Origin of the sequence: Chitinophaga rhizophila, from assembly GCF_019492185.1 — a bacterium.
GTDB lineage: Bacteria > Bacteroidota > Bacteroidia > Chitinophagales > Chitinophagaceae > Chitinophaga > Chitinophaga rhizophila.
Genome location: NZ_JAICCF010000004.1, coordinates 882,026 through 906,695, shown reverse-complemented (window position 1 = coordinate 906,695; position 24,670 = coordinate 882,026). Strand labels below are relative to the sequence as shown.

The 24,670-nt window shown below is 40.8% G+C and carries 20 protein-coding genes; 8 read left to right on the top strand and 12 right to left on the bottom strand.

Annotated features, from left to right (window positions below):
- Positions 1 to 637 precede the first annotated feature (637 nt).
- Positions 638 to 3,235, bottom strand: a complete 2,598-nt coding sequence (locus K1Y79_RS23140; RefSeq protein ID WP_220252572.1) for an alpha/beta hydrolase family protein — start codon at positions 3,233 to 3,235, stop codon at positions 638 to 640.
- Positions 3,236 to 3,602: 367 nt separating this feature from the next.
- Between K1Y79_RS23140 and K1Y79_RS23135 the strand changes: the two genes are divergently transcribed.
- Positions 3,603 to 3,860 (top strand): hypothetical protein, encoded by a 258-nt coding sequence (locus tag K1Y79_RS23135; protein WP_220252571.1) that lies wholly within the window; start codon positions 3,603 to 3,605, stop codon positions 3,858 to 3,860.
- A 24-nt stretch (positions 3,861 to 3,884) separates the two neighbouring features.
- Here K1Y79_RS23135 and K1Y79_RS29590 read toward each other — a convergent pair whose 3' ends face one another.
- The 6 genes from K1Y79_RS29590 to K1Y79_RS23105 form a co-directional block, all read right to left on the bottom strand.
- Entirely contained in the window at positions 3,885 to 4,292 is a 408-nt protein-coding gene (locus K1Y79_RS29590; protein WP_220252570.1) for a helix-turn-helix domain-containing protein, read from the bottom strand.
- 17 nt (positions 4,293 to 4,309) lie between these two features.
- On the bottom strand, positions 4,310 to 5,611 hold the full coding sequence (locus tag K1Y79_RS23125) for a thioredoxin family protein (protein ID WP_220252569.1): 1,302 nt from the start codon (positions 5,609 to 5,611) through the stop codon (positions 4,310 to 4,312).
- Between the two features lie 52 nt (positions 5,612 to 5,663).
- Complete coding sequence (locus tag K1Y79_RS23120; protein WP_220252568.1) at positions 5,664 to 7,169, bottom strand: RagB/SusD family nutrient uptake outer membrane protein; 1,506 nt, start codon at positions 7,167 to 7,169, stop codon at positions 5,664 to 5,666.
- 11 nt (positions 7,170 to 7,180) lie between these two features.
- Positions 7,181 to 10,600, bottom strand: coding sequence for a SusC/RagA family TonB-linked outer membrane protein (locus tag K1Y79_RS23115; protein WP_220252567.1), 3,420 nt, complete (start codon positions 10,598 to 10,600; stop codon positions 7,181 to 7,183).
- Positions 10,601 to 10,741: 141 nt separating this feature from the next.
- Positions 10,742 to 11,899: a FecR family protein gene (locus tag K1Y79_RS23110; protein ID WP_220252566.1), complete on the bottom strand. Its 1,158-nt coding sequence runs from the start codon at positions 11,897 to 11,899 to the stop codon at positions 10,742 to 10,744.
- Between the two features lie 137 nt (positions 11,900 to 12,036).
- Entirely contained in the window at positions 12,037 to 12,633 is a 597-nt protein-coding gene (locus K1Y79_RS23105) for an RNA polymerase sigma factor (protein ID WP_220252565.1), read from the bottom strand.
- Positions 12,634 to 13,022: 389 nt separating this feature from the next.
- On the opposite strand from K1Y79_RS23105, the gene K1Y79_RS23100 reads away from it, so the two are divergent.
- From K1Y79_RS23100 to K1Y79_RS23085, 4 genes are all read left to right on the top strand, one after another.
- Positions 13,023 to 13,769 (top strand): hypothetical protein, encoded by a 747-nt coding sequence (locus K1Y79_RS23100; RefSeq protein ID WP_220252564.1) that lies wholly within the window; start codon positions 13,023 to 13,025, stop codon positions 13,767 to 13,769.
- 306 nt (positions 13,770 to 14,075) lie between these two features.
- Entirely contained in the window at positions 14,076 to 14,309 is a 234-nt protein-coding gene (locus tag K1Y79_RS23095; protein WP_220252563.1) for a hypothetical protein, read from the top strand.
- A gap of 273 nt (positions 14,310 to 14,582) precedes the next feature.
- Positions 14,583 to 15,134, top strand: a complete 552-nt coding sequence (locus K1Y79_RS23090; RefSeq protein WP_220252562.1) for a dihydrofolate reductase family protein — start codon at positions 14,583 to 14,585, stop codon at positions 15,132 to 15,134.
- Between the two features lie 17 nt (positions 15,135 to 15,151).
- On the top strand, positions 15,152 to 15,583 hold the full coding sequence (locus tag K1Y79_RS23085; RefSeq protein WP_220252561.1) for a VOC family protein: 432 nt from the start codon (positions 15,152 to 15,154) through the stop codon (positions 15,581 to 15,583).
- Positions 15,584 to 15,724: 141 nt separating this feature from the next.
- Here K1Y79_RS23085 and K1Y79_RS23080 read toward each other — a convergent pair whose 3' ends face one another.
- The 3 genes from K1Y79_RS23080 to K1Y79_RS29185 form a co-directional block, all read right to left on the bottom strand.
- Positions 15,725 to 16,087, bottom strand: a complete 363-nt coding sequence (locus tag K1Y79_RS23080; RefSeq protein ID WP_220252560.1) for a hypothetical protein — start codon at positions 16,085 to 16,087, stop codon at positions 15,725 to 15,727.
- A 315-nt stretch (positions 16,088 to 16,402) separates the two neighbouring features.
- Positions 16,403 to 17,098: a SulP family inorganic anion transporter gene (locus K1Y79_RS29190; protein WP_236059781.1), complete on the bottom strand. Its 696-nt coding sequence runs from the start codon at positions 17,096 to 17,098 to the stop codon at positions 16,403 to 16,405.
- Positions 17,099 to 17,150: 52 nt separating this feature from the next.
- Positions 17,151 to 17,696: a SulP family inorganic anion transporter gene (locus K1Y79_RS29185; protein ID WP_236059780.1), complete on the bottom strand. Its 546-nt coding sequence runs from the start codon at positions 17,694 to 17,696 to the stop codon at positions 17,151 to 17,153.
- 1,137 nt (positions 17,697 to 18,833) lie between these two features.
- Between K1Y79_RS29185 and nhaA the strand changes: the two genes are divergently transcribed.
- On the top strand, positions 18,834 to 20,180 hold the full coding sequence (nhaA, locus tag K1Y79_RS23070; RefSeq protein WP_220252559.1) for a Na+/H+ antiporter NhaA: 1,347 nt from the start codon (positions 18,834 to 18,836) through the stop codon (positions 20,178 to 20,180).
- Between the two features lie 219 nt (positions 20,181 to 20,399).
- Here the strand turns inward: nhaA and K1Y79_RS23065 are convergent, their stop codons facing one another.
- Entirely contained in the window at positions 20,400 to 20,861 is a 462-nt protein-coding gene (locus K1Y79_RS23065; RefSeq protein ID WP_220252558.1) for a GNAT family N-acetyltransferase, read from the bottom strand.
- 77 nt (positions 20,862 to 20,938) lie between these two features.
- Positions 20,939 to 21,679: a class I SAM-dependent methyltransferase gene (locus K1Y79_RS23060; RefSeq protein WP_220252557.1), complete on the bottom strand. Its 741-nt coding sequence runs from the start codon at positions 21,677 to 21,679 to the stop codon at positions 20,939 to 20,941.
- Positions 21,680 to 22,268: 589 nt separating this feature from the next.
- Here K1Y79_RS23060 and K1Y79_RS23055 point away from each other — a divergent pair.
- Both K1Y79_RS23055 and K1Y79_RS23050 read left to right on the top strand, forming a co-directional pair.
- Entirely contained in the window at positions 22,269 to 23,885 is a 1,617-nt protein-coding gene (locus K1Y79_RS23055; protein WP_220252556.1) for a DUF262 domain-containing protein, read from the top strand.
- Between the two features lie 245 nt (positions 23,886 to 24,130).
- Complete coding sequence (locus K1Y79_RS23050) at positions 24,131 to 24,661, top strand: hypothetical protein (RefSeq protein ID WP_220252555.1); 531 nt, start codon at positions 24,131 to 24,133, stop codon at positions 24,659 to 24,661.
- The last annotated feature ends 9 nt before the right edge of the window (positions 24,662 to 24,670 follow it).

Sequence of the window (24,670 nt, the reverse complement as noted above, 5' to 3'; positions counted from 1 at the left end):
TAACCCTGCTTTAAGCCAAGTGGCTTATAACCTATAGGGTAGTCTGAGAAGATCCAAAACGAATTTTCTCAGACTGTCTGATGAATGGCAAAGTCTTGATATTTGTACATATCTCAGCTTCAGAAACGAAACCGCGACCCATTGCTGCAATAGCATTCACTTACACCTATAAACAGAAAAATGCTCCTGAATATTCAGGAGCATTTCTACAATAGATCTTTCCTGGTTTATCCAAACTACGGATAAGATCTCCTATATAATTCTTTGGCGCTTAGTTGTAGTTTTACTGATTAATAAATGTAAAACATAATATATGCTTAAAGCCAGACTTCTTCTTTATGCAATTTTGATATTAGCTTCCGCTGGAGGCATATTTGCTGCAAACATCAATTGCCCTCGCATTATGTATTTTACGACAGCGGGCACAACGCAATGTACTTTTCCTAAGGTCGGTTATGCAACGACTACCGTGGCCCCGAATCAGCTGCCAGTTGCGACTATAGCTGTTCCGTTGGCTGAGACACCCGGCATTTGCACAACAACGACATTGTATTATACCTGCTGAATTATAATGGCACTGTCCATCTAATCAATTCATGCAACTTTACAATCATTATTGTTGGTAAACTCTAAAGTACTATTCTATGTGTTTCTGCATCCAAGCTGGAATTGGTTTGTTCTTTAAGTAGTGATCGAAAAAGCTTTGTACTTTTTTCATATAGTCAATTTGATTTTCCAGGCCGCCAACTGTATGACCGCCATCTTTATATGAAAGCAACCAAGCACTTTTTCCCAGATGCCTGAGTGAAGTGAAGAATTGTGTACCTTGATAATAAGGCACATTAGCATCGTCCTCGCTATGTAAAATTAGGACTGGAGTCGTTACATTTTTTGTTTTAAAGATCGGTGAATTGTCTATATAGGGCTGCGGATTATCTTCGAAATCTACACCCATCCAGGTTACGTCACGTGCATATTGTCTTTTCTCCGCCTTATCACCCCATAAATCCAGGGTGTTTGAAACTAGATTTGTGACACCGGCACCGGCAATGGCAGCGGCAAAACGGGAAGTATGTGTAATGATATAGTTGGTTTCATATCCACCAAAACTATGACCTGTGATGCCCATTTTGCTACTATCCACCCAATTAAATCCAGACAGATGATCGGCTGCCGCATTTATGCTCATTAATACATAGGCTCCAACCTTCCCTTCCTCGATATAGATGTCCGGTCGAAACACTAAATACCCATTACTTACCAGATGGGGCACATTTATTCCAGCCGGTACTGGCGAAGGACTTAAGTATTCATGAAGAAATTTCGCTTGGTCCTGGTAATAGGTGAAAATGACAGGATATTTCCTTTTCGGGTCAAAATTTTCAGGCTTATATAGGATGCCTTGACAATTCCTTCCAGTACTGTCTTTGTAAATGTGTAGTTCGGAAGTAAGCCAATTGTACTTTTGCTCTGGACAAAATGTGGTTAGGGTATCGAAACGGACAAAATCCTTAGTAAACAAGATGTTAGGATACTTTTGCGCAGTAGCAAACCTCACTAAAAATGCGTCTGCATTTTCAGACCGTTGATATTGATTAATATTCAAAGTCTCATAAGGGGCACCCCAGTAGAAATTGCCGTCATACAGTTTATCAAAGGTACTGCTCTTGATGTTTAGTTTGTATACACCGGTTTTTTTTGTCTCAAACTCTACCCCCTGAATGTATATGTCTTGTTTGGGATCGATGATTCTCTTTTCGAACCGATCACATAGGGAAAAGAAAATCTCCTGATCATGTTTGACGTTTGTGAGGTTTCTAGGTTTGATTTGGTTTTTTACATCAAGCTCCCAAATACCATAGGTACCCATGATCAATACTCGATTCGTTCCTTTTATCCAACCTATTATTCCTCTCGGACTCAACGTGGCAGCTCTAGCGTTGTCTTGATAGAGCTTCAATTCCGATAGCACGGATTCTGAGAAAAAGCAGGTCTTTTGTGTGGCAATTTCGTAACTCATGTATCCTTCGGTTTCTTCATCAATATAGGTTACAAATTTGTTATCAGGAGAGAACTCTATATTATACAATGATTTTTTAGCGGACAATTTGATTGGCTTTTTTATGTTGCTGATTTCATCTACAAGATAATAGGATGTCCTAGCATCTTTTGTGAAAATGACATTTTGATCAGCGCTATCCACCACTTTCATGACAAACATATTATTCCCATGCCGATGGCTATAATGTCCTTTTTGTTCATTGCCCCGAAGTATCTGTGTTAATTTTAAGGACCGAAGATCAATCATAGTCAAATTACGCCAATCAGCAAATTGAGTAAATCCCCTCTGCTTCATCTGCGGGTAAATTAATTTATCCTGATAACTCCATACATCAGGATCATTTTGAGCCTGGACATATCTCGGTTTTGCGTCTGGCAATGTAAAGTACAACCGGCTGCCGTCGTTCGAAAATTCCCATATGTCGTCTACTTTTATAAGACGTCCATGACCGACCATTCCGGTATTAAGCACCTGTTTCGCAGTCTTATATTTTATATTATAATGCCACAGTTTAATTGTACCAACGCTGTCGGTGGCAAATGCAATGTTTTCGCCAGATTTGTCAAATATCAGATTGGATACTTGATTTCCCTGGTAAATCGTTTTGCCTATCCCTGATTTGACATCGAGCCACTTCAACACCTGTAGCTGATTCTCTTCGTCATTTTTGGTCATTAATAACAGTGCTCGATTTGTAGGAATGATCTTATAATCGTTCACGTCATTAATTTTGAGGTCAACTTTTGTTCTTTGATTGCTCACAACAATAGCTTGAGAGCTATCTGATCTATAAATAAGATAGTCGCCATCGATACTACTTAACTGCTGAAAGCTATTAGTTTTTGATATTTGTGTTTCTGCCGAATCTCCTAGCTTGACTTTAACCAGATAATTATTTCGAATTGTGTAAAAGTATTTGGAATCGGTGCTAAATTCTGACTGACCTAGTGATGTTTGTTGCCATTGCCAAGATTTGTCAGTGGCGATAACGACTGTAGTTGTATTTCCAATCGGCAGGTTAAAGACATTATAAAAAGCAAACTGTCCATCTCTGCTAATTTTCGCATATCGGATCTCAGGCCATTCGGTATAACTTGAATCTGTAATCAGCGGCTTTTGTGCTAATGCAGCTATGCTTACTAAAATTAATGGTATCAATATTCTTATTTTCATTATCTATCATCTTTAAGTTAATCTAAGTAGATTGACCGCTGTAGAATCGCAGACTATCTCTGGTAAATTCATATTTCTTTCAAATAGACTTTATCTCCTAAATAAAATGGGTATCTCACATATAATGTGCAACTCAATCTTCTTAGTTTTATACTGAAAGGTATTCAAGCTAATTGGAAGTTCATATTATCAACATATCATGTAATACTCATTTAATTCCAGCCAATTGTAGTACTTGCTTTCATATCTCGCAATGACTATAAGTTCGTAGCGTATTGTAACCCGTTTATTGCGCAATAGAATATAGGGGGAAGCTGAAAACCCTTGAACAGAGTAGGCCCATCTTCAACACTATAATGTTATCATTATGAAACGTGCTAAATTTGTGCTCGCAGCTGTTGCTGTGATGGCCATTGCTGGTGGTACACTGGCATTTAAAAGTGCAAGATTGACCAAAGTACTGTATTTCACTACAGCTGGTACTACTTCTTGTACTTTTACTAAACCTGGCTATGCAACGACTACGACCAGGCCAAACCCAACACCAGTAACCACTATCGCAGTACCTCTGGCAGAAACTCCAGGCATTTGTACAACTTCTACGTTGTATTATACTGCCGAATAGTTCGGACATATACGCAGGATAATTCTATCCTGCGTATATTATCTTCACCCCAACAACCTTCCTAAATTCAGAAGGCGAACACCCTACCAGCATTTTGAATCGGCGACTAAAATATGCTGGATCGTCTACTCCCAATTCATAATTGATCTGCTTGATTGACATGCTCGATTCTCTCAATAGGGCTACAGCTTCTTTGTAAATTCTTGCCTGGACCATACTGAATACTGTTAAACCTCGATTATGCATTGTAATTCGATTCAGAACCTTCAAGCTGATGGAAAGGCAGGATGCATAGTAATTACAATCTTTATGCAATTTGAAATTCACTTCAATAAGCTGATCTAATCGATTCAATAATTTCAATTCTGCGGAGATGAAGTTGTTTTGTTGACATCGGGCAAAGAATTCTTTTTTTTCAGAATCTTCAAACATATTTATAGTTAGTTCAATTACTGCCAGGTTGGTTTGTTCTCTTGCATTAGCTTCAATACATCTTTGTAGACTTGCACATTTTGTTCGTGTTTTTTTTCCTCTGCAAGGATAAGTGCTTTTTTCTCCTGCTGGATGGCCTCATGTTTCCTTCCTATCTTGTATAACACGTTGGCATAAGTATCAATGACTTCATGGTCAGCTGGATTCTTTTCAAGCAGGACTTCCATAAACTGAAGTCCTTTTTTTAGATAAACCGGATTATTACTCTTTTTGAATATCAGGTCATATACAAGATTATTTACTTGCAGAGAACTTGCTTTTACGGCATTTTGTATTCCCTTCTTTTCCACCTTCTCAATTTCTAGTTTCACTACATTTTCCCAATCTTCCTTTTTGTAGAGCCAGGCAAGTTTACTGTCGAAGACTAAATTCGTAGCTTTCTGGTTCCCGTATTTCTTTGCTACCTCTTTTGTTATGCGCGCCCAGTCGGGCTTTCGATTCTCCTGATCTGCTTCATCTATTAATGGATCAACTATGTCTCTACGGATGAAATATGAGATATAATCGTTTGACAAGCCGGGTCTGAAGGTAGAATCCAAAATCTTAGGGTTTGCATACATGTAAGATACTATGCGGTCTTTTTCTTTAATGGTGCCAGGAAAGTGCGTAATAAGATCAGTAAAACTTCTATTTAATTGACTATCCAAACTCAGCAGATCATAATATCCCGTTTTGTAGCGTTTAGCCATTGCATCAGCAAGACTATCATGCTTATATCGTTTGGTTGTTATCGCCAGATTCAGCAAATCCTTCAAAGCAATACTGCCGTCTTGATATTTTTGGAGTTGAAGGTAATAAGCATTTTGAGGATCGTTTGCGGCTTGAAGCAATCGAACTAAATCCAAGGCAGATTGAAAGCCACTTTCAATAGCTAATAATTCACCTTTTCGAGACAGAAATAAGAGGGTTGGAAAAGCATTTATCTGATACTTCTTGCCAAGAGAGGCAGCTTCCTGGTACCAGGATTGAATTTTCGGGTTATCCTCCTTTGTCCTATCCATCTGTATTTTTACAGCGATATAGTTGGAATCTAGTGAACCTGAAACTCTAGGATCTGTGTAAACCGTAGCATCCATTTCTTTGCAAGGACCGCACCAAGTCGCATAAAAATCGACGAAGATGTTTTTATTTGTTGTTTTTGCTTCGTTCAATACCGCTTGCCAGTCTGGAAAATCTCTAAAACCACCTTTGGCATTTTGAGCCGCGGAAAATAACGGAGTACAAAGCGATAGCAATAGCACAATAACAATCTTTTTCATAACATTTAATTATTGAGGAAACGAAGGGCTGTACAGTGCAGCCCTTCGTTATTTAGTTAGAATATCCGGGTGTCTGGATTAACGATTTATTAGACATTAAGTCATACCTGGGAATAGGATAATAGATCTTATAACTTTCCCATGTACCGCCTTTCTCGACTTCTTCTATTGCCATCACCTTGTCAATTGTACCAGATCTGCGAAGATCAAACCACCGGTGGCCACCTTCGGTAAACAATTCGTGGCGGCGCTCCTCCAATATCAATTCCCTTAGCTGCGTTTGCGTTAGTGTCGCGGATAGGTCAGGCAGAGGGTTTTCAACTGTTCCTGAGCCGGTTTCTCTGCGTTTAACCCTAAGTGCGTTGAGATCAGACACTGCATCAATTGTGTTACTTTGTTCATTTCTGGCTTCTGCACGTATTAAATACAATTCAGCCAGCCGTAGCACGATTTCATATTCCTGCAAATCTTTTGAGTTCGCAATAAAAGGTATCTTATATTTTTTAGGATAGTAATAGTCGCGATTGTTCGCTTTGACTACTCCCAACCATTCAGTTTTGCGGGCGTCTCCCGGCTTAAAACTGCCGACAAGAGAACTGGATGCGAAGAAGGGATAGCCCCCGAAAAGATTGCCATTCGGACCTGATGGGGGAAGGTTGAATATGCTTCCCTCGTAGGTATTGTATCCTACATTTACCGATTGTAATGCCCAAATCGTTTCTGTACTATTTTTTAAAAAAACAGATGCAGGGTCGGTGAGGGCATAAGCCGGTTGATCAATTACTTTACTTGCCGCTGTCTCGGCCTGAGTATATTTTTTCTGATATAAGAAAACCCTTGCTTGAAGTGCATTGACAGCTGACAGATTGGGGCGCAGGCGCTCGGCAGTTGTTGTTAGTACGTCTGCTGAGACATATTTCGTATCCAGCAAGGTTTCCGCGGCTGAAAGGTCGGTTTCTATCTGCTTATAACTTTCTGTTTGCGAAGTTTTTGACAAAGAACCGTTCCTTTCATAATCACTGGTTAGCACCAGCGGTACATCACCAAAAAAGTTAATTAAATAGAAATAGTAGAATGCTCTCATGAAGTAGGCCTCGCCTAGTAGGCGTTTGGCCACCGCTGGTGTTAGATACCGATTTTCTATTAACTGCTCAATTGCAACATTGATCGTGTACAGTTGCTTGTAATTTATCACCCAATAGGTATCTTGTTCACCGGAGGTAAGGTATTGCGCTTCCAGCGAATTTTTGTAGTAGTCTGTATAACGAAACATATTCTTGTCGTATAAGGACAAGTTGTCGGCAGACAGTTCAGGTAGAATGCTGGTGGATACGTAGGAGCCATTGCCATTTGCTCCACTCATGTTGGCGTATAAGGCAGTAACAAACTGAATGGCTGCCGCATTGTTTTTGAAAGCACTCTGTGTACTTACGCTTGTTGGCGGCGTATCTACTGTGATGTATTTTTTGCACCCTGCTAATATAGTGATGCCAAAAGCCAGCATACTCAGTAGTACAATACACTTTGACAAAGTTTTCGTTATGAATGTATTTTTCATGTTGTAATCTGTTAGAGTGAAACTTGTAAACCTAGTGTATACATTCTTAATGGTGGCAGAAAACCTATTGAATGCGTTTCCGGGTCTGCCCCTTCATAACTTGTAAAAGTTAATAGGTTCTGGCCCTGGATGTATGCCCTGACACTTCCAACGCCGACTTTTTTAACTATACTGGATGGCAGTGTGTAGGAAATTGATGCATTTTTAAGTCTTACATAAGTGCCATTGGTATAGTGCGCATCACTGTCTTTAGCTGTAACCGTTGTAAATGCATAACCAGACGTGATTTTCTCAACATCTGTTATGTCACCCTCTTTTTGCCATCTGTTGATTAGATAGGCAGGAAGGTTTGCGCTGCCGTATCCCGGAAAGAAGTTCTCGTACTTGATATTAGGTGAAATCTGATTTACATACTGTAAAAGAAAATCTAATGAGAATCCGCCGTAGGTTATGCTATTTGAAAATCCACCATACCATTTCGGATTGGTATTAACTAGTTTTGTCCGGTCCGTGAAGTAATTTGGCTCATTTACCTTTTCACCCTTTGCAGTCAAAAACTCATACAAACCAGATGTTTGATTGACACCTGCAAACTCATAAGCCTTAATAATGTTTACCGGCTGGCCTATTACAAAATTGTTCGCGTATGGGCTGCCTTCTAGCCCCGGAAAGGCTACCAATTTGTTTTTAGGAACTGTAGCGTTGAGGGAAAAGCTCCAGTTAAATTTCTGTTTAGTAACGGCAGTGGCATTGAGTAACAGCTCCAAGCCCGTATTTTGAATTGTTGCGTTAAAGTTTTTCTTTACCGTGGTGAAGCCAGTCATGTAGGGTAGGATATAGTCAACCAACTGGTTGGAAGACTTGTTTCTAAAATAATCTACACTAAATGATATCCTGTTATCAAAAATTCCGAAGTCTAAGCCAATATTAAACTTTTTTGTTTCCTCCCACTGCAAAGACGGATTAGAAAGTTGGGATGGAACAAGGGAACTAACGCCTTGGTAGGGTATTCCAGATGGCTGGGTAACGAGTCTACTTTCGTACAAATAGTCGTCGATTTGATCATTGCCTGTAGTTCCATAGTTAACCCTCAATTTCCCTGTTGATATAGATGGCACGACATGTTTTAGAAACGCTTCTTCCGAAAATAGCCAGGCACCTCCTACAGAAAAGAAGTTGTTAAATTTATTATTGTTTCCAAAGCGGCTGCTACCATCTCTGCGTGCAGTAAAATTAGCTATATACCTATCTTTATAACGATAGTTGAACCGGCCGAACACGGCGTTATATTTATAAAGGTTCTGTTGTCCGATCAGTGGAATGACGCTTGAAGCAGCTCTTGGATCTGCAAGCTGGCTATTATTGTTGTAGCCGAAAGCGTCAAAACCGTCGTATTTTGTGTTCGTTTGTTGAAAGCTCGTTCCCACCAGAAAGTCTATTACCCCAAATGCTGTTAGTTTGTTATAGGTGATTTGTGGCTCTGCTATATAGGATGTAATGTTTCTGTTTTGGAACGTTGAGCTGGAAGTAACTCCTACTGCGTCCGGCCGGTAAGATTCAAATTTGCGAAGTATCATTTCATTTCCGAAGATCATATTATAGCCGAAGGACGATTTTATCGTAAGGCCCGGAATAATTTCGTAACTTATCAAACCATTACTGAGCAGATTATTGCTCGTACTATGATATTCATTATAGATATCCCGCAGCGGGTTTTCGAAACTATATTGAGAAGGATCTTTTGGAAATGGCCCCCAATTTAATGAACCATCAGGATTAAAAAGATCTGGTGCGTTTGGTGCAAGTTGTAACACAGCGGAGGCTAGGTCTACCCCGTTCAATGTATTTTTATCCTGAAGAAACGAGCATTTCAACATAAAATTGAACTTCCTGTTCTCAGACCTAGTGTTTACTGCAAGACTGACGTTATACTTGTTATCTCCTAGGTCATTAGGATACACAGTTGTCTGTTTCGAATACCCCGCGCCAGCAATAAATGTCGTTAGGTCTGAACCACCCGATACATTAGCTTGGTAATTGGTATAGTTAGCGGTCCCACCTACAAGCTCTTTCCACCAGTCTGTATATTTAGTTTGGTCCCAGACTGTTAATGGAAAGTTAGAATAGTCAGGATTACTTTCAGTCGTCGGAACTTCTTCTCCGGAGTTTCTATAACCTTCTTTTCTTAGCTCAAGGTACTGTGCAGTATTCAAAAAATCTGGTCTCCTGGTGACTTTGCCCCAACCAGATTGAAAATTTAGGTCCACTTTAGTTTTTCCTGGCTTGCCCTTTTTGGTAGTTATCAAAATAGCTCCATTGGCGGCACGTGAGCCATAAATAGCAGTAGCGTCGGCATCTTTAAGGATTGTAACACTTTCAATATCTGCGGGGTTGATGAAGTTGAATGTACTCCCGCCGCTTGACGTATTGGCCCCAATGACATTTTGAGCAATTTGATTTCCTGCCAACGAATTAGATGTGAAATTTGGTGAAAATGGCACCCCGTCTATGACATAAAATGGTTCTGCACCTGATCGTAACGTATTTAAGCCCTGAACCAAGACACCTACACGCCCGACGGTTTGCCCTGTTGTTTGCTGGATAAATAGGCCGGGAACTACTCCTTGCATTGCTAACAAGGGATTGCTTACTGGTTGCCTTGCAATTTGTTCGCCAGTGATCGTGCCTTGGTTGCTTGTCCCGTATTTCTTTTCCACCTGGCCGTAAGCGATTATTTGTATTTCTTCAAGATTCGCCTCAGCATCATTCAATATTACTTGTTCCAATATTCCATTTCTATAAGAAACCTGCCGGCTGATTTTTCCGATCATGCGGACGATCAATATGCCACTTTCCGGAGCATCAGGAATCTGAAACCTACCGTCAGAACTGGTGACGGCGCCAAGATTTGTACCCTTTATAAGTACAGTTGCTCCAGGTAAGGGATTGCCTGATTTGTCCCGCACGACACCTGTTAAAGTAATCTGTGAAGCATCATCGTTTCGAATACTAACGGTTTCAACTGATGTCTTACTATGTTTCTTTGACTGAATTACAATCATCTTCAAGGCATGGTCAATCTGATAGTCAAATGGCTGAGTGCTAAATAAGTTGTGTACAGTTGTTTCGATAGAGGCTGATTTGAGGGAGAGGGTGACTGGTTTCGCAGTTTTGAGGTCGGTGCCTTTGGCAAAGGCATAGTCATAGCCGGTCTGGCGTTGAATAAGATCGAGTACACTGGCGATTCTGGCATTCTTGACATTCAGGGACACCTGTTGGGCTGTAGCAATAGCTGATACTTGCAGACTTATGCAAAGAAAGAGTAAAAATACCTTCATTAGAATAATGCATTTGAACACTTGTCCCCTTGAATATCGGATTTTTTGGCCGATATGGGATAAAACATCCCCGGTATGAATTAAATAATTCATAAATTGGTTGGTTTAGTTGGTTTCTGATAAATTTTCACTTCGCTGTAGTAAATGACAGAAAACGGCTTTGGCCGGATTGTTAGCGCAATCCGGTTTTTTTTATGTCATTTACAAGGGATGATGACTGGTTATGTTAGTAGCTTACCTGACAAATATTAACCTCCTTTCTTTTGTATTATAATTGAACGTAAACCCTGCCCGGTCTAAGGCTGTGATGACCTGCTCTAGGTTGCGGTCGCGCCTGATGTTGGCATTGATGGGGGTATCGGGCAGATTATGCAAAGCAATCTCTACATTGTACCACCGGCCAATTTGCTGCATGGCTTCTGAAAGTGGCGTTTCTACAAACTTGAAAACGCCGCTCTTCCAGGCAATGACATCATCGGCAACAACATCGCTTACCTTGAACCCTGATCGGTCCAGCACAGCCTGTTGATTGGGCTTCAGTATTTGCTTGTTGGGGGATGAAAGAGAAGATAACCTGACGCTGCCTTCGGCAAGCGTGGTTTTTACCGGTTCGCCAGAATACGCACTGACATTGAAATGCGTACCTAATACAGTTATAGTCTGGTCGCTAGTGGTTACTATGAAAGGATGATTAGGGTCTTTGGATACTTCGAAGTACGCTTCACCCAGGACCGAGACGGTCCGGGTATTGCCAGCAAATCGGGAAGGGAATGTTATTTTACTGGCGGCGTTTAGATAAACGCGAGTCCCGTCCGATAGTATCAATTGATACTGCCCACCCGCAGGGGTGGCTATCGTATTGGGCGCAGCCTGGTCTACATTCACTTCGTTTTTATTTTTGGGATTAACACCCTTGCCCGAATTGCTGTCAAACTTGAAAGTGACAATACCTGTGCGGGTATTGTTAGAAACCACCACTCCAGATGCCGGGTTCATTGCAGCCAGCAAGCCCGAATCGGTGTTGAGGGTGATTGTCTTTCCATTAGCCAGGGTGAGTGTGGCTTTGTTTCCACCCGGCTGTATGTTTTCTGCTTTAAGGTTTGATGATTGCGTTTTATGTTGAGTAAAATAAAAAATGCCTGTGGTGATGACGGCTGCAATAGCGGCAGCGGCAGCGTAGCGTACGTACACGGGTAGCCTGCGGCTTACCGGCTCAGGTGCGATGCTTGCCCATATTTCTTTACGGGTGGCCTCACGATCTGTAGCGTAGTCGTGCAGTCCCTCCTGATCCAACTGGTTACTATACCAGGCATGGAGCAGTTGGTTTTCTTCATCGGTAGTGTTCCCTGTACGGTATCTGTTACGTAAGTCGTTTGCTTCCTGTTCAGTCATTAGCTAGTAGTATCAAATTAATAGCGCCGTTGTAATAGTATAATCGGCAATGTGAGGATGTGTGAAGTTTTTTTTAAAACTTTATTTATGCGCTGTTAACGTGGCATTAACAGACGTTTAGAATATTTTGCTTATGGCTATTTATGCAGCCACAAAATAATATTCATAACGGTAAGGAAGAAACGCATTCCCAGCTTTGCCTTAATGGCTTGCAAAGCGTTGGATATGTGCTTGCGAACGGCTGGTTCGTTCATGTTCAACTCGTCTGCAATGGCCTTGTGACTTAAGTATTCTTTACGACTCTTTTCAAAGACAAGCCGCGTTTTTTTGGGCAGCCGGGCTATCTCTTCTTCGATCTGCCGGATCATATCTTTTTCAAGCAAGTTGTCATCTGCCTGACGACTGACGGTGTTGACATACCTGGCGAGTGATGCGGAATGACGCTGCCTGACTTCTTCTTTTTCTTCTGCCTGTAGGATGAGGTTGCGGGCAATCTTATACAGGTAAGCGGCCAGGGGTGCATTTGAAAAATCGGTTTCACCGATCTTGTTGTAGAAACGGAGAAAGGTATCCTGCACGATGTCTTTGGCCTGATCGTGATCCAGCTTCCAGCGGCGGGCGTAGTTGTAAATGATTTCCCAGTGGCGGTTATAGATTTCAGTATAAGCGGCAGTGTCCCGGTTGTTGAGCATACCGGACAGCTGTGTGTCGCTAAGATCATGATATCTATTCATTCCCCGTACTGCCTGCTAGTTAGGCACATTTAACTTTGTTCATGCTAAAATAATAAGAAATTGAGGAAAAGCAAATATTCGTCATATTCCTAATTTGGTAAATGTATTAAGTGTGTCATCCAGTGGGCATTCGGCTTTTCATGTAGAATAACTTGGCAACGGGTGCCAGTCCAGTAGAGCTTTTCGGGAACTAGGTAAAAGCCTTCAATCGTATGCTGCGGTACTGGTTTCGTCTATATCTTCCCACATGTAGTGAAACTGGCGGCTTTGCTATAGGCTTCGCACTATTAGGCCGTTTGGTATGTGGTTGTCATGTAGGCGCCAGCACAGGACTTGCCAGGTGCAAACTTTACAATAGATTAGATAAAAAATAGTAAATAACTAACAATATGTTGAATTACATCGAGATCGCTTTTAGGCATTATGACAAATTGCAGGAGGAGGCTAATTCCGTGGCCCTTTCCTATCTTTCATTGATCGGAAAGGCAAAATTTATAAAGAACCGTAGGATTGATATTGACATCATTAACAGTAAGGAGGAAATTTTCCAAATTGATGGTCACAAAATGTCTAAGGTTGAAATAACTGTGGGATGTGATGTAGACGAATATCTTCAAAAGCCTTGGGAAATTAGAAGGAAAATTCTCTATGAAATTGTATTCTACAGTATGGATTCTTTGGGTAAAGAGAACAATTGGGATTTAGATTTTCTTAATGAAGTCAAGAATGAAATTTTAGATAGCAAGTACATCATCTTTACGCCATATTCCAAACCAATTAAGAAAAATGGTTTGACTGCTCAACTGGTAGTGTCACATGACGTTGGCTTAAGTGACTTCAAACTAGTCATATACAACAAAGGAATGTCAATAATAAAAACAATTGAATTTTTCAAAGCATTTGAAAACTTGACTTTTGTAAGTTATTATTTTTCAAAGTGTTATTGGGTTGACTTCAATACATTTAGAATTGCTGACAGAAATGATGAAATATTTTTTGACATTTCAGTCCTAGATGGATCCACACGAATTAGTTTTGATCCAAAAAAAAACTCAGCTGAAGCACTTGAAAAATATATATTGGCATTAAGATATGAAACACCGATGGGGCTACGCAAGCAATATATGCAAGCATAATTATGAGGGCATAGAGTTAGTTTGAGGCTCGCTTGTTCATTTTGAAATATCCGTAAATAGTAAATTGCCAACTGGAGACAATTTGCATAATTTATATTCTATGCTTGTATACATTACTAGGGAACTAACGTGGGAAATTCAAAGCAAGTTTGATCCGGTATCACCTTATCATCCCCGAATAAAGGAATATTTTTTACATAAGTTTTATGGTGAGGATCTAACCACGTTATATATTGGAATAATTTGCGAAAGTAGTCATTTCCCTCAAATAATGAACCTGGCAAGCCGAAATACAAAACGGAGGTCATGCGTTATATCTACGATGGGGTTCAGGTTGATCGTCCAGGTAAGAGTTTGGATTATAGCCTAGTTCTGGACTATGATGAATATAAGAAGACTGAAGATATTAGACCCATCCTAGCTCGTGACATGCTAAAATCTTTAGAAACCATTAAAAGTGTAAAAAAAATTCAAGACTTTGACGTGGAGAAATTTAAAGATGATTTTGAATTTTTCTTTAAACAGAATCTATGGATTTAGGCACATTTAGTTCAAATACAAACGAAGAAGCCGTCTCAATAATATTGGCGGCTTCTTCGTTTGTATAGCGCCATACACGTAGTCATAGAAGTATTACGATATAACACATCTGCTCAAACGGTAGTAGTTGCCCCTTAAAATGGATTACTTTAGTGATGGTTGGGGGGCATCATCTTCATTCTAAACTTCCGATTGCCGCTCTGGCTTAAAAGCCCCCTTAATTTGTCGCAAGTCACCCCTGCGAAGTATTAGCTCATCTGCTATCTTTGGCATATGAGAACTGTAACATTCTGTATGAACATAAGCCTGGATGGTTATTGCGACCATACTATAGGAAGTCCGAGTGAGGAACTAATGGATTATTTTACAGCAATGATGGAGGATGTAGATCTTCTGTTCTATGGGCGTGTGATGTACCAGCTGATGTTTCCTTATTGGGAGAATGTCAGGACGGAAAGATCGGGTTCGCCTGCTGAGAATAGGTTTGCGGATCGACTTTGTGCGATAGATCGTGTAGTAGTATCTGCGACTATGGACACTGAGGATCCGAAGACGCGCGTTGTTCGCGGCGGGGCAGCAGAAGAACTTTTAAAATTAAAACGACAGCCAGGCAGGAACATATCAGTTGATTCGGTAAGCATGTTACCAGTGTTGATCAACGCAGACCTCATCGACGAATTTTACCTGGTTATTCATCCGGTCATGGCAGGAAGGGGCAGACAATTGCTTCCTTCCGGAAGCCTTACTGAAATGCTGCGACTTAAATTGACAGATACCAGCATCTTTAAAAATGGATGTGTGGCCCATCATTATGTAAAACAATAAACTAGTACACATAAGTTATGAAGACAGCTAATCCATGGATCAATTTTAATGGCAATGCCGAAGAGGCTTTCACATTTTACAAGTCAGTTTTTGGCGGTGAGTTTAGTAAGATCGTCCGCTTCGCTGACGTGGCGGGTGGTGAATTTCAGATCCCAGAAAAAGAGGCTAATAAAATCATGTACATCGCCTTGCCATTAGGCCAGGCCAACGTGTTAGTCGGTAACGACGTGCCGGAGTTCATGGGTACGGTAAGTGAGAGAGAAAACAGGTCGAAGATTTTGATTAAGGCCGAGAGCCGAGAAGAAGCCAATACTTTATTCATCGGACTATCAGCTGGCGGGGAGGTTGAAGGAGAGGTAGGCGATACGCCATGGGGCACTTATGCAGGAATGTTCAGAGATAAATATGGCATTGAATGGATCGTGGAGTTTGATCCAGCCTCACGTTAGACAATCGTTGACCCCTGATTGCCGCAATTCTATCACGAAGGAGTATTATCTGGTGAAACGGATATCCTTCCTCGCAAATCTTCCGGCAACAGTTGACTTGTTGGCTGATTACGCCTTGTCAGTACATAAAGTAAATCATAGTCACCATTGTTGAATGATGATGGATATTTGGTTATCGGTGATGACAAATTCCTGCGCACCCCATGACTTCAACTCGATTTTATTCTGGATATGATGCAAAAGATGTGAGTGCGAACCGCAGATTTCAAGATATACTTTCTCTATATCCGTAGTGATCAGACGAAATTCAGGGTGATGCTGATCCGCCAGGACCTCATCTTGGAACAAGTTAACGGTTATTCCTCCTTGTTTCAACACACAGAATAGTTTATCAGATAGCATCTCTTTATGGGAGATTTTGAAATGGAGACATTCAACGAAAAGTATCAAACCATCGTTGATATCTGGATAGAATATATTGGGAACTAATGTCGTGAAATGCATGTACTTGGGGTTTGAGCATGCAATCTACGTATTTTTTTAAAGGTGAACGTTCATAAGTGTGTGTAGATGAGTTTGTTATGGTGGAATAGTGTTGTCAGCTTTTCCTGCTTGCCCGGCTGCTGACTATAGTCGCTGACAGGGTACTATGTTCAAAGGAGGTGTTTCATTTGGACTAATGTAAATATTGTAGCTGGAGCTAATCGAGCATCGTCAGGGCCCAAACTAATCGACCGGATATTTAAAATGGTAAAGCGACAGTCTAGCTATAATGCCGCCTAACCATGACTTTGAGCCCTGTGTGATCGTTGCCATACCTCAAAATACCCTTAGTGTTGGTCTGTTGCAACACGGGTAGTGTGGTTCCTCTAATACATTCACGTCAACAACCGATTCGGCATTTTTCAATAATTGGCGGCAATCTTCGCTCAGGTGCCGTAGGTGAAGCTTTTTGCCCATCTTGTGATAACGTTCTGTCAGCTTGCCTAATACTTCAATCGCACTCATGTCTGTTACCCGGCTTTCCTTGAAGTCTACTATTACTTCTGCGGGATCGTTCTGCACATCAAACTTTTCTAAGAATAGGGTAGTAGAACCAAAGAACAGCGGGCCAAATATCTCATAGTGCTTGACACCCTGATCGTCGGTGTACTTTCTTGCACGTATTCTTTTTGCGCTTTCCCATGCAAATACCAATGCAGAGATGATCACGCCGATGAGTACAGCCAGCGCAAGGTTATGTAGCCAGACGGTGATGACTGCCACCAGTATGCCGACTGCAATGTCATGTGCGGGCATTTTATTGATGATCCGAAGGCTGATCCACTCAAAAGTGCCTATCGCTACCATGATCATGACACCTGTTAACGCTGCCATCGGTACACGTTCAATTACAGGTGCACCAAACAAAATAATCAATAAGATGGTGACTGCCGCTACGATGCCTGACAGCCTTGCCCTTGAGCCTGCCGACAGATTAACAAAGGTTTGTGCGATCATCGCACAACCGCCCATACCTGTAAAAAGACCATTTGCGATATTAGCGGTCCCTTGGGCTACGGCTTCTTTATTGCCTGGTAATCCTTGGAAACAGCACGACTATGGCAATGGCGAGTAATACCAGGCCAAGCATGACCCCTAATTGGGATCCGGTAAGCCATGCTGTACCGCCGACTGTCGCTACTTTAAACTGTTCTATTTGTGCCATAAAAATAATCACTGCAAGCCCATTCACGAATCCATACATGACTGGTTGCGGAACCAGTCGTATAAATTTGCCTAATCTGAAAATACCTACGAGTAATTGGATAATACCAGCGAGGACTACAGCGGCGAACACATATTCTACACCATGGGATTGCATAAGGGCTATCAATACGACAACTATTGCGCCTGCACCACCAGATACCATCCCTGGCCGGCCTCCGAGTGTAGCGGTGATCAATCCCATTAAGAATGCTGCATATAAACCAGTCAGCGGTGACAATCCGGCAAGTATTGCAAAGGATAATGATTCAGGTATCATGGTCATGGCTACCGTAAGCCCTGCCAATACCTCGGTCTTGTAATTGACTTTTTGTGAAAAGTCAAACAAGTTGAAGTAAGCCTTCATGTTGATGAAAGTTAGAGAAGTAAGAAAATAAATTGTAAATGGATTGAATAGAACAATAAGCCCGGGCCTGAGATGCCGCGCTTTACTGATAGTTATGGACTAAACTATCAAGGTGGTGTAACCGGAGATGATGTGGTATTTCTGTTCATTCGTGGGCAAAGGTAGTTAATACTGCTTCTTATGCAAGTTAAATTTAGCTCACTGACATATTATGGTATTGGCGTGTGCCTTCCGGCACCGCGCTTTCCGTTGCAAGTCCTCGTACCTGCGGGCTTTCCACTGCAATCGCTCACGCGCCCAGCTTTTTGTGTTCTACTATACGGTGCTACAAACTTCGACTTCTCTCCGGGGCTGAAAGGTGCGGCACGTTTTATGTGGCTATGTCGCTTTTTTTATAGAATTAAACGATATGTATGGCCGGCAGTAACAAAACGGATAAGGAAGAACAAAATCTCAGTGATGAGCTTAAAAGCGGCTTAGTAAGGAATCTAAAACGTTTCCAAGATTGGATGCGTCCAGTGCCCTCGCAGCCATTCTTGCTTCAGGTACTCTTATTCATCTTGAAGTTGCCGGTTCTATTGGTAGCGCTTGCATTATCACCATTTTTCCTCATTATATTAATTTTCGCATTTGCAGTAGCACTATGAATAGAATCAGACTGGAACGGATTCTTTTTATCCTAAGCACAATACTATTTGCAGTCCACCAACTATTGCAAAAGGGACTACATATCCAGGTGCCGATCTTCGATAATTACCTGGACCCGCTATTATTCATGCCTATCAGCCTGCACCTAATTAGCCTTGAACGCCGGTGGCTGTTAAACAGGCCGAGTTACCAGCTCCCTATACTACATGTATTCAGCTACGTATTTATCACAAGCGTCATTTCGGAGATGCTTTTTCCATACCTGAGCGCTCAGTTTACGGCAGACCTGTTAGACGTTTGTGGTTACATGGGAGGGGGGGTATTATTTTCACTGCCCCTTATACCATTCTCCCGTGCTGGATTCGTCAATAGCGGTAGTCCCGGCAAGTAATCCGTATATTGCAGATGCGTTTTAAGCAAATTTTAATATCCTGAATAGTTAAAACGTTATATATTATTCGCTTTTGTTAGCATATAAATCCATAGAAGATGGCAAGTACACCGATTGACAGGCTGCTTAAACCAATTCACCGCTTTATTCATCAGGAATTTACAGGCGGTATCGTACTTTTTTTGGCAGTGATCGCTGCGATTATATGGGCGAACTCTGCATGGCATGATTCATATCATCACTTATGGGAAACTAAATTGGCTGTTTCATTTTCAGATAAAGCACTGGACGTCCCTTTGCATATCTGGATCAATGATGGGCTAATGGCTTTATTCTTTTTCGTGATCGGTCTGGAATTGAAGCGAGAGTTTATGGCGGGTGAGCTGTCGTCCATGAAAAAGGCTTCGCTCCCGATGGTGGCAGCACTTGGCGGTATGTTGGTGCCAGCCGCTATTTATTTTTTGATCAATCAGGGAAGAGATTCGGCAAATGGCTGGGGTATTCCGATGGCTACCGACATTGCTTTTGCACTGGCCTTGCTTTCGCTGGCCGGAAAGAACATTCCTTCGTCTATAAAGGTTTTCCTGTCTGCACTTGCAGTAGCTGATGATTTGGGTGCTGTATTGGTGATTGCACTTTTTTACACGGCGAGTATCTCGTTTGCACCATTACTTGCAGGAGCCTGCTTGTTGATGTTGATGGTCGGCGGTAATGCCCTGGGGATTCGTTCTACCTTATTCTATTTGCTGGTGGGTATTGCCGTATGGTTATGCTTCTTGTTTTCTGGCGTACATGCGACTATTGCAGGTGTACTGGTGGCTTTCACCATTCCTGCCCGGACGAAAATCAATGAACAGGAATATGTAAGCCACCTGAATGCTTATTCTAAACAATTTGAGGACGAAATACCTTTGGAGGGAACACTGACTACTGCAGAACAACATAGGACGATTGAGAAGATTAAGCAGCTTTCGTTAGACGCTGAAACGCCATTGCAAAAGATAGAGTATGCATTACACCCTTGGGTGGCATTCGTAATTATGCCTTTATTCGCGCTGGCAAATGCAGGTATGGTCATAGGCAGTGATTTTTTTAGCTCCTTGGGTAACCCGGTGAGCATGGGTGTTGCAACTGGATTGCTGGTAGGGAAATTTGTAGGGGTATTGTTGTTCACATGGCTGATGGTGAGGTTAAAAATAGCGAGTTTACCTCAATATGCAACATGGCGGCATATAGCCGGTGTAGCAATGTTGGCAGGAGTAGGGTTTACGATGTCCTTATTTATAACAGGACTCGCATTTAGTTCTGAACAGATGATCGATCAATCTAAATATGGAATCCTGATATCTTCCCTGATAGCTGGTACCCTGGGCATCCTTGTACTGAAAGGGGCCAAACAAAAAATAATTGATATACCGGATGAAACCACGATAAGAGAGCATTGATGTATTGATAAAGATGATGCTATATAGGAGGCTGTCTCAAAAGTAATGAGCAGCCTCTTTTTATTTGGGTACGTGATGGAATCAGGTAGTCATTTAAGCAATTCTGAGAACGTTCGTTTATTTTTGATACATTCTCTTTTTATGGCATGAGCTAGTAGTAGCAGTGCGACAATCGAATAGATGTCATTCCATAATTTCAAGCTAAGCATGAATATCCACCTAATCAAGCTTAAGCTTCATACCTTCATGTGTAGCCTTGAATCCAACGTCCTCATAGAATCTGATCGCATCTGGTCGTTGTTTGTCTGATGTAAGCTGCAGTAGTATGCAACCTTTTTCCTTTGCTCTGTTTATAACGTATTCAAATATCTTTTTTCCGATTCCTTTACCCCGGTAATCTGATTTGGTTCTAACAGCTTCGATTTGTGCCCTTAGTCCGCCCTGATGGGTTAAGTATTGTATAAAGGTCAGATGAAAAGTGGCCACTGATTTGCCATTTGTCTCTACAACAGTTAGTTCCTGATTTTTGTCAGCGTCAATGATCTCGAAAGCTTTTATATAAAGCTCTCGGACATCTGCTGTCACCTTCTCTCTTGTCTCACCCAGGTGGTCATCGGCCAACATATTCACTATATCAGGTAAGTCGTTTTCTGTCGCTCTTCTGAATGTAAGGTTTTCCATGATGATGATACTTGCTGTTTTGGTCTTAAGTAAGTTGAAATTGATACAATCTGCAGTAATTTGGTGTATGGTTCCTGTTACCCGTTTATTTGTCCTAATCGCAGCAGTATTGGAAAACGAACTGCTTTAGCTTCGGCATCTTGCCAGAATGGTTGGAGTAATCTCTTTAAGTCATCCACGGGATTAATACCCTGCTCCTTAATGAAATGTTTAACCGCTGACCAGGTATTCAGGTATCCAATCAAATGTTCTAAAGTCCATTGCTGGATGTTTACAAATTGAGGTGTCTTGATTTCCTTGAAAGGAAATGGAATTGTTTGGTAATCCTCATCGACATACCGACGTTCTTTGTCCCAGTACTTTTCAATTACATTTGTGTAGAAGTTTGTTATAATCGCATCAATTTCTTCCGATATTTGCAGTCTTCCATAGCCAATTACGCAGATGAATGCATGATCTTTCGCTGTACGTCTAACTTCCTGATAGAACTGTTCAAAATTAAACCAATGAATAGCTTGGGCGATGGTAATCAGGTCGAACGTTTTGTTTGGGAAACTGGTGCTTTCTGCTGGCTGAACCAAATAGGTGATGTTATCTGACTTCGCGGCATTATCTATTTGTGACTGACTGATGTCAGTTGCAAAAACTTGATCGAATGTTTTCGCCAATTCATAGGCAATTTGTCCATTGCCGGTTCCACAATCCCAGGCACTATGTTTATGTTGAATGACCGCGTCGAGATAACCAAAAAGTTCCTGTGGATAGGTTGGCCGGTACTGTGCATATTTATCTGACTGCGAGGAGAAATTATCTTTCATAAATACATGTTCTTGCGAGTTTACATTATATTAAAGCCAATTATTGGTCATACCTAGCATATTAAGTTACATTTATTTCATGCGAAAGGAGAAACATGCACGCTGGTAAATTGTCGAAATCATTTAAGACAATGATTCCATTCATGACATCCCACCTGATCTATAACCAAAATTCTTCGCCTTGGCTATTCTCTGGCTGTAACAAATATGATAATATCCACAATCACTGACCGTTTTGTCAACTCAAAAATAGTATAAATTAAAAAAATGCAACCTTATACTGCTTACTCCGAATACTCGCAATATCCTTTGCAACTCGTCTCGCATATTGTAATGCGCTCACTTTTTACGCTGCTGTTGGAAATAACGGATATCGGCGTACCATCCTATATCTATTGTCTGTAACCAATAACCTACCCGTAAAATTGTTTCTTTCTCTCAGCTTTCAGGTTGAAAATTACTCTCACATTCTCTCGCTATTCATTGGATCATAAAGTTATCATCATTAACATGGTATTAACATAAATGATTAATCATTCTTATAACTTGGTATCGTTGTTTACTTAAAGTCTTATTAATCTCTATTACAATGAAAGCTGAAGAATGTAAATTGTCCTCGGTATTTACAGGTACTAAGACATACGAAATCCCCAGTTACCAAAGACCATATTCATGGGTCGAATCAAATACTCAGGATCTTATCAATGACACGCTCGAAGCATTTGAAGCGGAAGATAGTGAATACTTTATCGGATCAATTATCGCCATTGAGAAAGAAAGAGACCATCGGTTTGAAATAACAGACGGTCAACAAAGGCTTACCACGCTGGTGATCATTCTTGCCAAATTAAGGGATCTAATTATCTCGTCAGATGCAAAACAGTCTCTTCAAGGAAGGATTATGCCTATAAATGCACTTACTGGTGCTCCCGAGAAGCCAAGACTCTACGTAAGAGATCAGGATAAACAATTTTTTATTGATCATATCCTTGCAGGTAAGCCAATAGTTGACAAATCAGACCTCCCAGTTACCCAATTAAGGTTTTTGACCAACTCTTTAATTGTCGAAAAGCACCTGCAGCATTTTGATCAGAAGAAGTTATGCTTTTATGCCAACTATCTGCTGGAGAATATCTACGTTGTGTTTGTGAAAACTGAGAACTTCCAATCTGCTTATCGATTGTTCAATGTGCTCAATGCTCGTGGAATGTCATTGTCTAATGCTGACTTGATTAAGAATAAGCTTTTTGCAATCACGCCTGTTGACCAGGATCATGAACAGATCAAAGATAAATGGGATGAGTTAGAAGAACTAATATCTATCCCAAATCTGGATGTCTTTTTTAGCCATTATAGAACTTCTATCACCGGCGATAGGCAACGTGTTGATCTTAATAAAGAGTATGAGAATTACCTGGATACTTTTGAGTCTGATTCAATCACCTTCCTCAATCAGCTAATTAGTTCAGCTAAGAAATATAACAGAATAAAAGAGAATAAATTTGACGATGCTTTTACCCGGAGAATACTTTCATCCCTGCACCGGGTAAGTCATGATGAATGGATCCCACCATTGCTCTGCTTTATGAAATACATAACAGATACAAAGGAACTGAATAATTTCCTTCAGTATCTGGAACGGGTCACTTACCAGAACTGGGTGAGACGATTAGGGAAAACGCAACGGAATACTGTTTATTACAACGTCATAAACCTAATTAATAGAGGCGGCACCGTAAAGGAGATCATCGATAAAATTAAGGAATATGCTAACAACGAAGAGTTTTTGAATTTTATCTCCGCTGACGTTTATGGAGCACAATATGCTACTGCGATACTCTTAAGACTTGAGCAGGAGTTACAGGATACATCCGTTACCAAAACATATGAGGGAACTATTTCTATTGAACACATTCTTCCTCAGAAACTATCAGATCAGTATTGGCAGGAGAGGTTCTCTGAAATAGAACATAAAAATCTTATTCATAAACTAGGCAATTTAACTTTGCTGAGTGGCAGGAAAAATTCAGCTGCCCAAAATTATTCTTTCGCAAAGAAAAAAGAAATATACAACAGCAAGAATAGATTGGTATCCTTCGATCTCACTAAAGAAGTTTGCGGAATCGAAGACTATACCAAACTTGTTTTGGAAGAAAGACATAAGAAGCTGCTAAAGCTGGCCGGCGAAATATGGAGTATCAATTAGTTTGTGTAATGCAGTGTAATTTATCCCATTTGATAGCGATACACAGCATTAGTTAACATATCGTTCCATTAATATAAATCCCCCAAAAAATGAGATCTTTTTGTTTTCTAGCACTCATAATGCTAACTATCAGTTGTTCATCATCGAAATTTGTTTCTTTTCAGCGACCGCCTTCAGACACAATTTCTACGAGCAATCTAAGGGAATTTCTTAGACAAAACCCTAAACCAAAAATTGTTCTGAGAGTGCCAAACTCCAAGTCAAACGCCACGGAAGAGGATGCAAACATATATGTCTACAACATAATTGAGAAGGAATTGCTCAAAGAGAATTTTACTGTCAGAGATAGGGCGCTATTTAATGAGATTGTAAAAAAAACAGGTGAGAAAATTGATTACACAGAGCTGAAGAATAGCACGGACACTGATATTATTCTGGAATTAACTAATCTGGAGACCAACGTTATCTACAGCACAAATGAGTATTATACTAGTAGCGGAAAAAAGAAGCTATTTAAGAAAGGTGACATTGCGGCCAGAGGATACAAAGTGGATTTTAAAGTCATCCTTATTAAGAACAACGAATTTGCAGGAAATTACAACTTTCAATATGTGCCCTGTCAGAACGGTTGTCAGGTTGAAGAAGGAAAAAGAGGTCCGAAATTCTATACGAAAAATAATGGGAAGAGGCAGCCTTATCAAGCAGTTTCCCAATATGAAATGGAAACCTTTTTCAAAGACGCCGCTAATAAACTTGTAGCGGCATTGAGAAGTTAGCATCGCAGA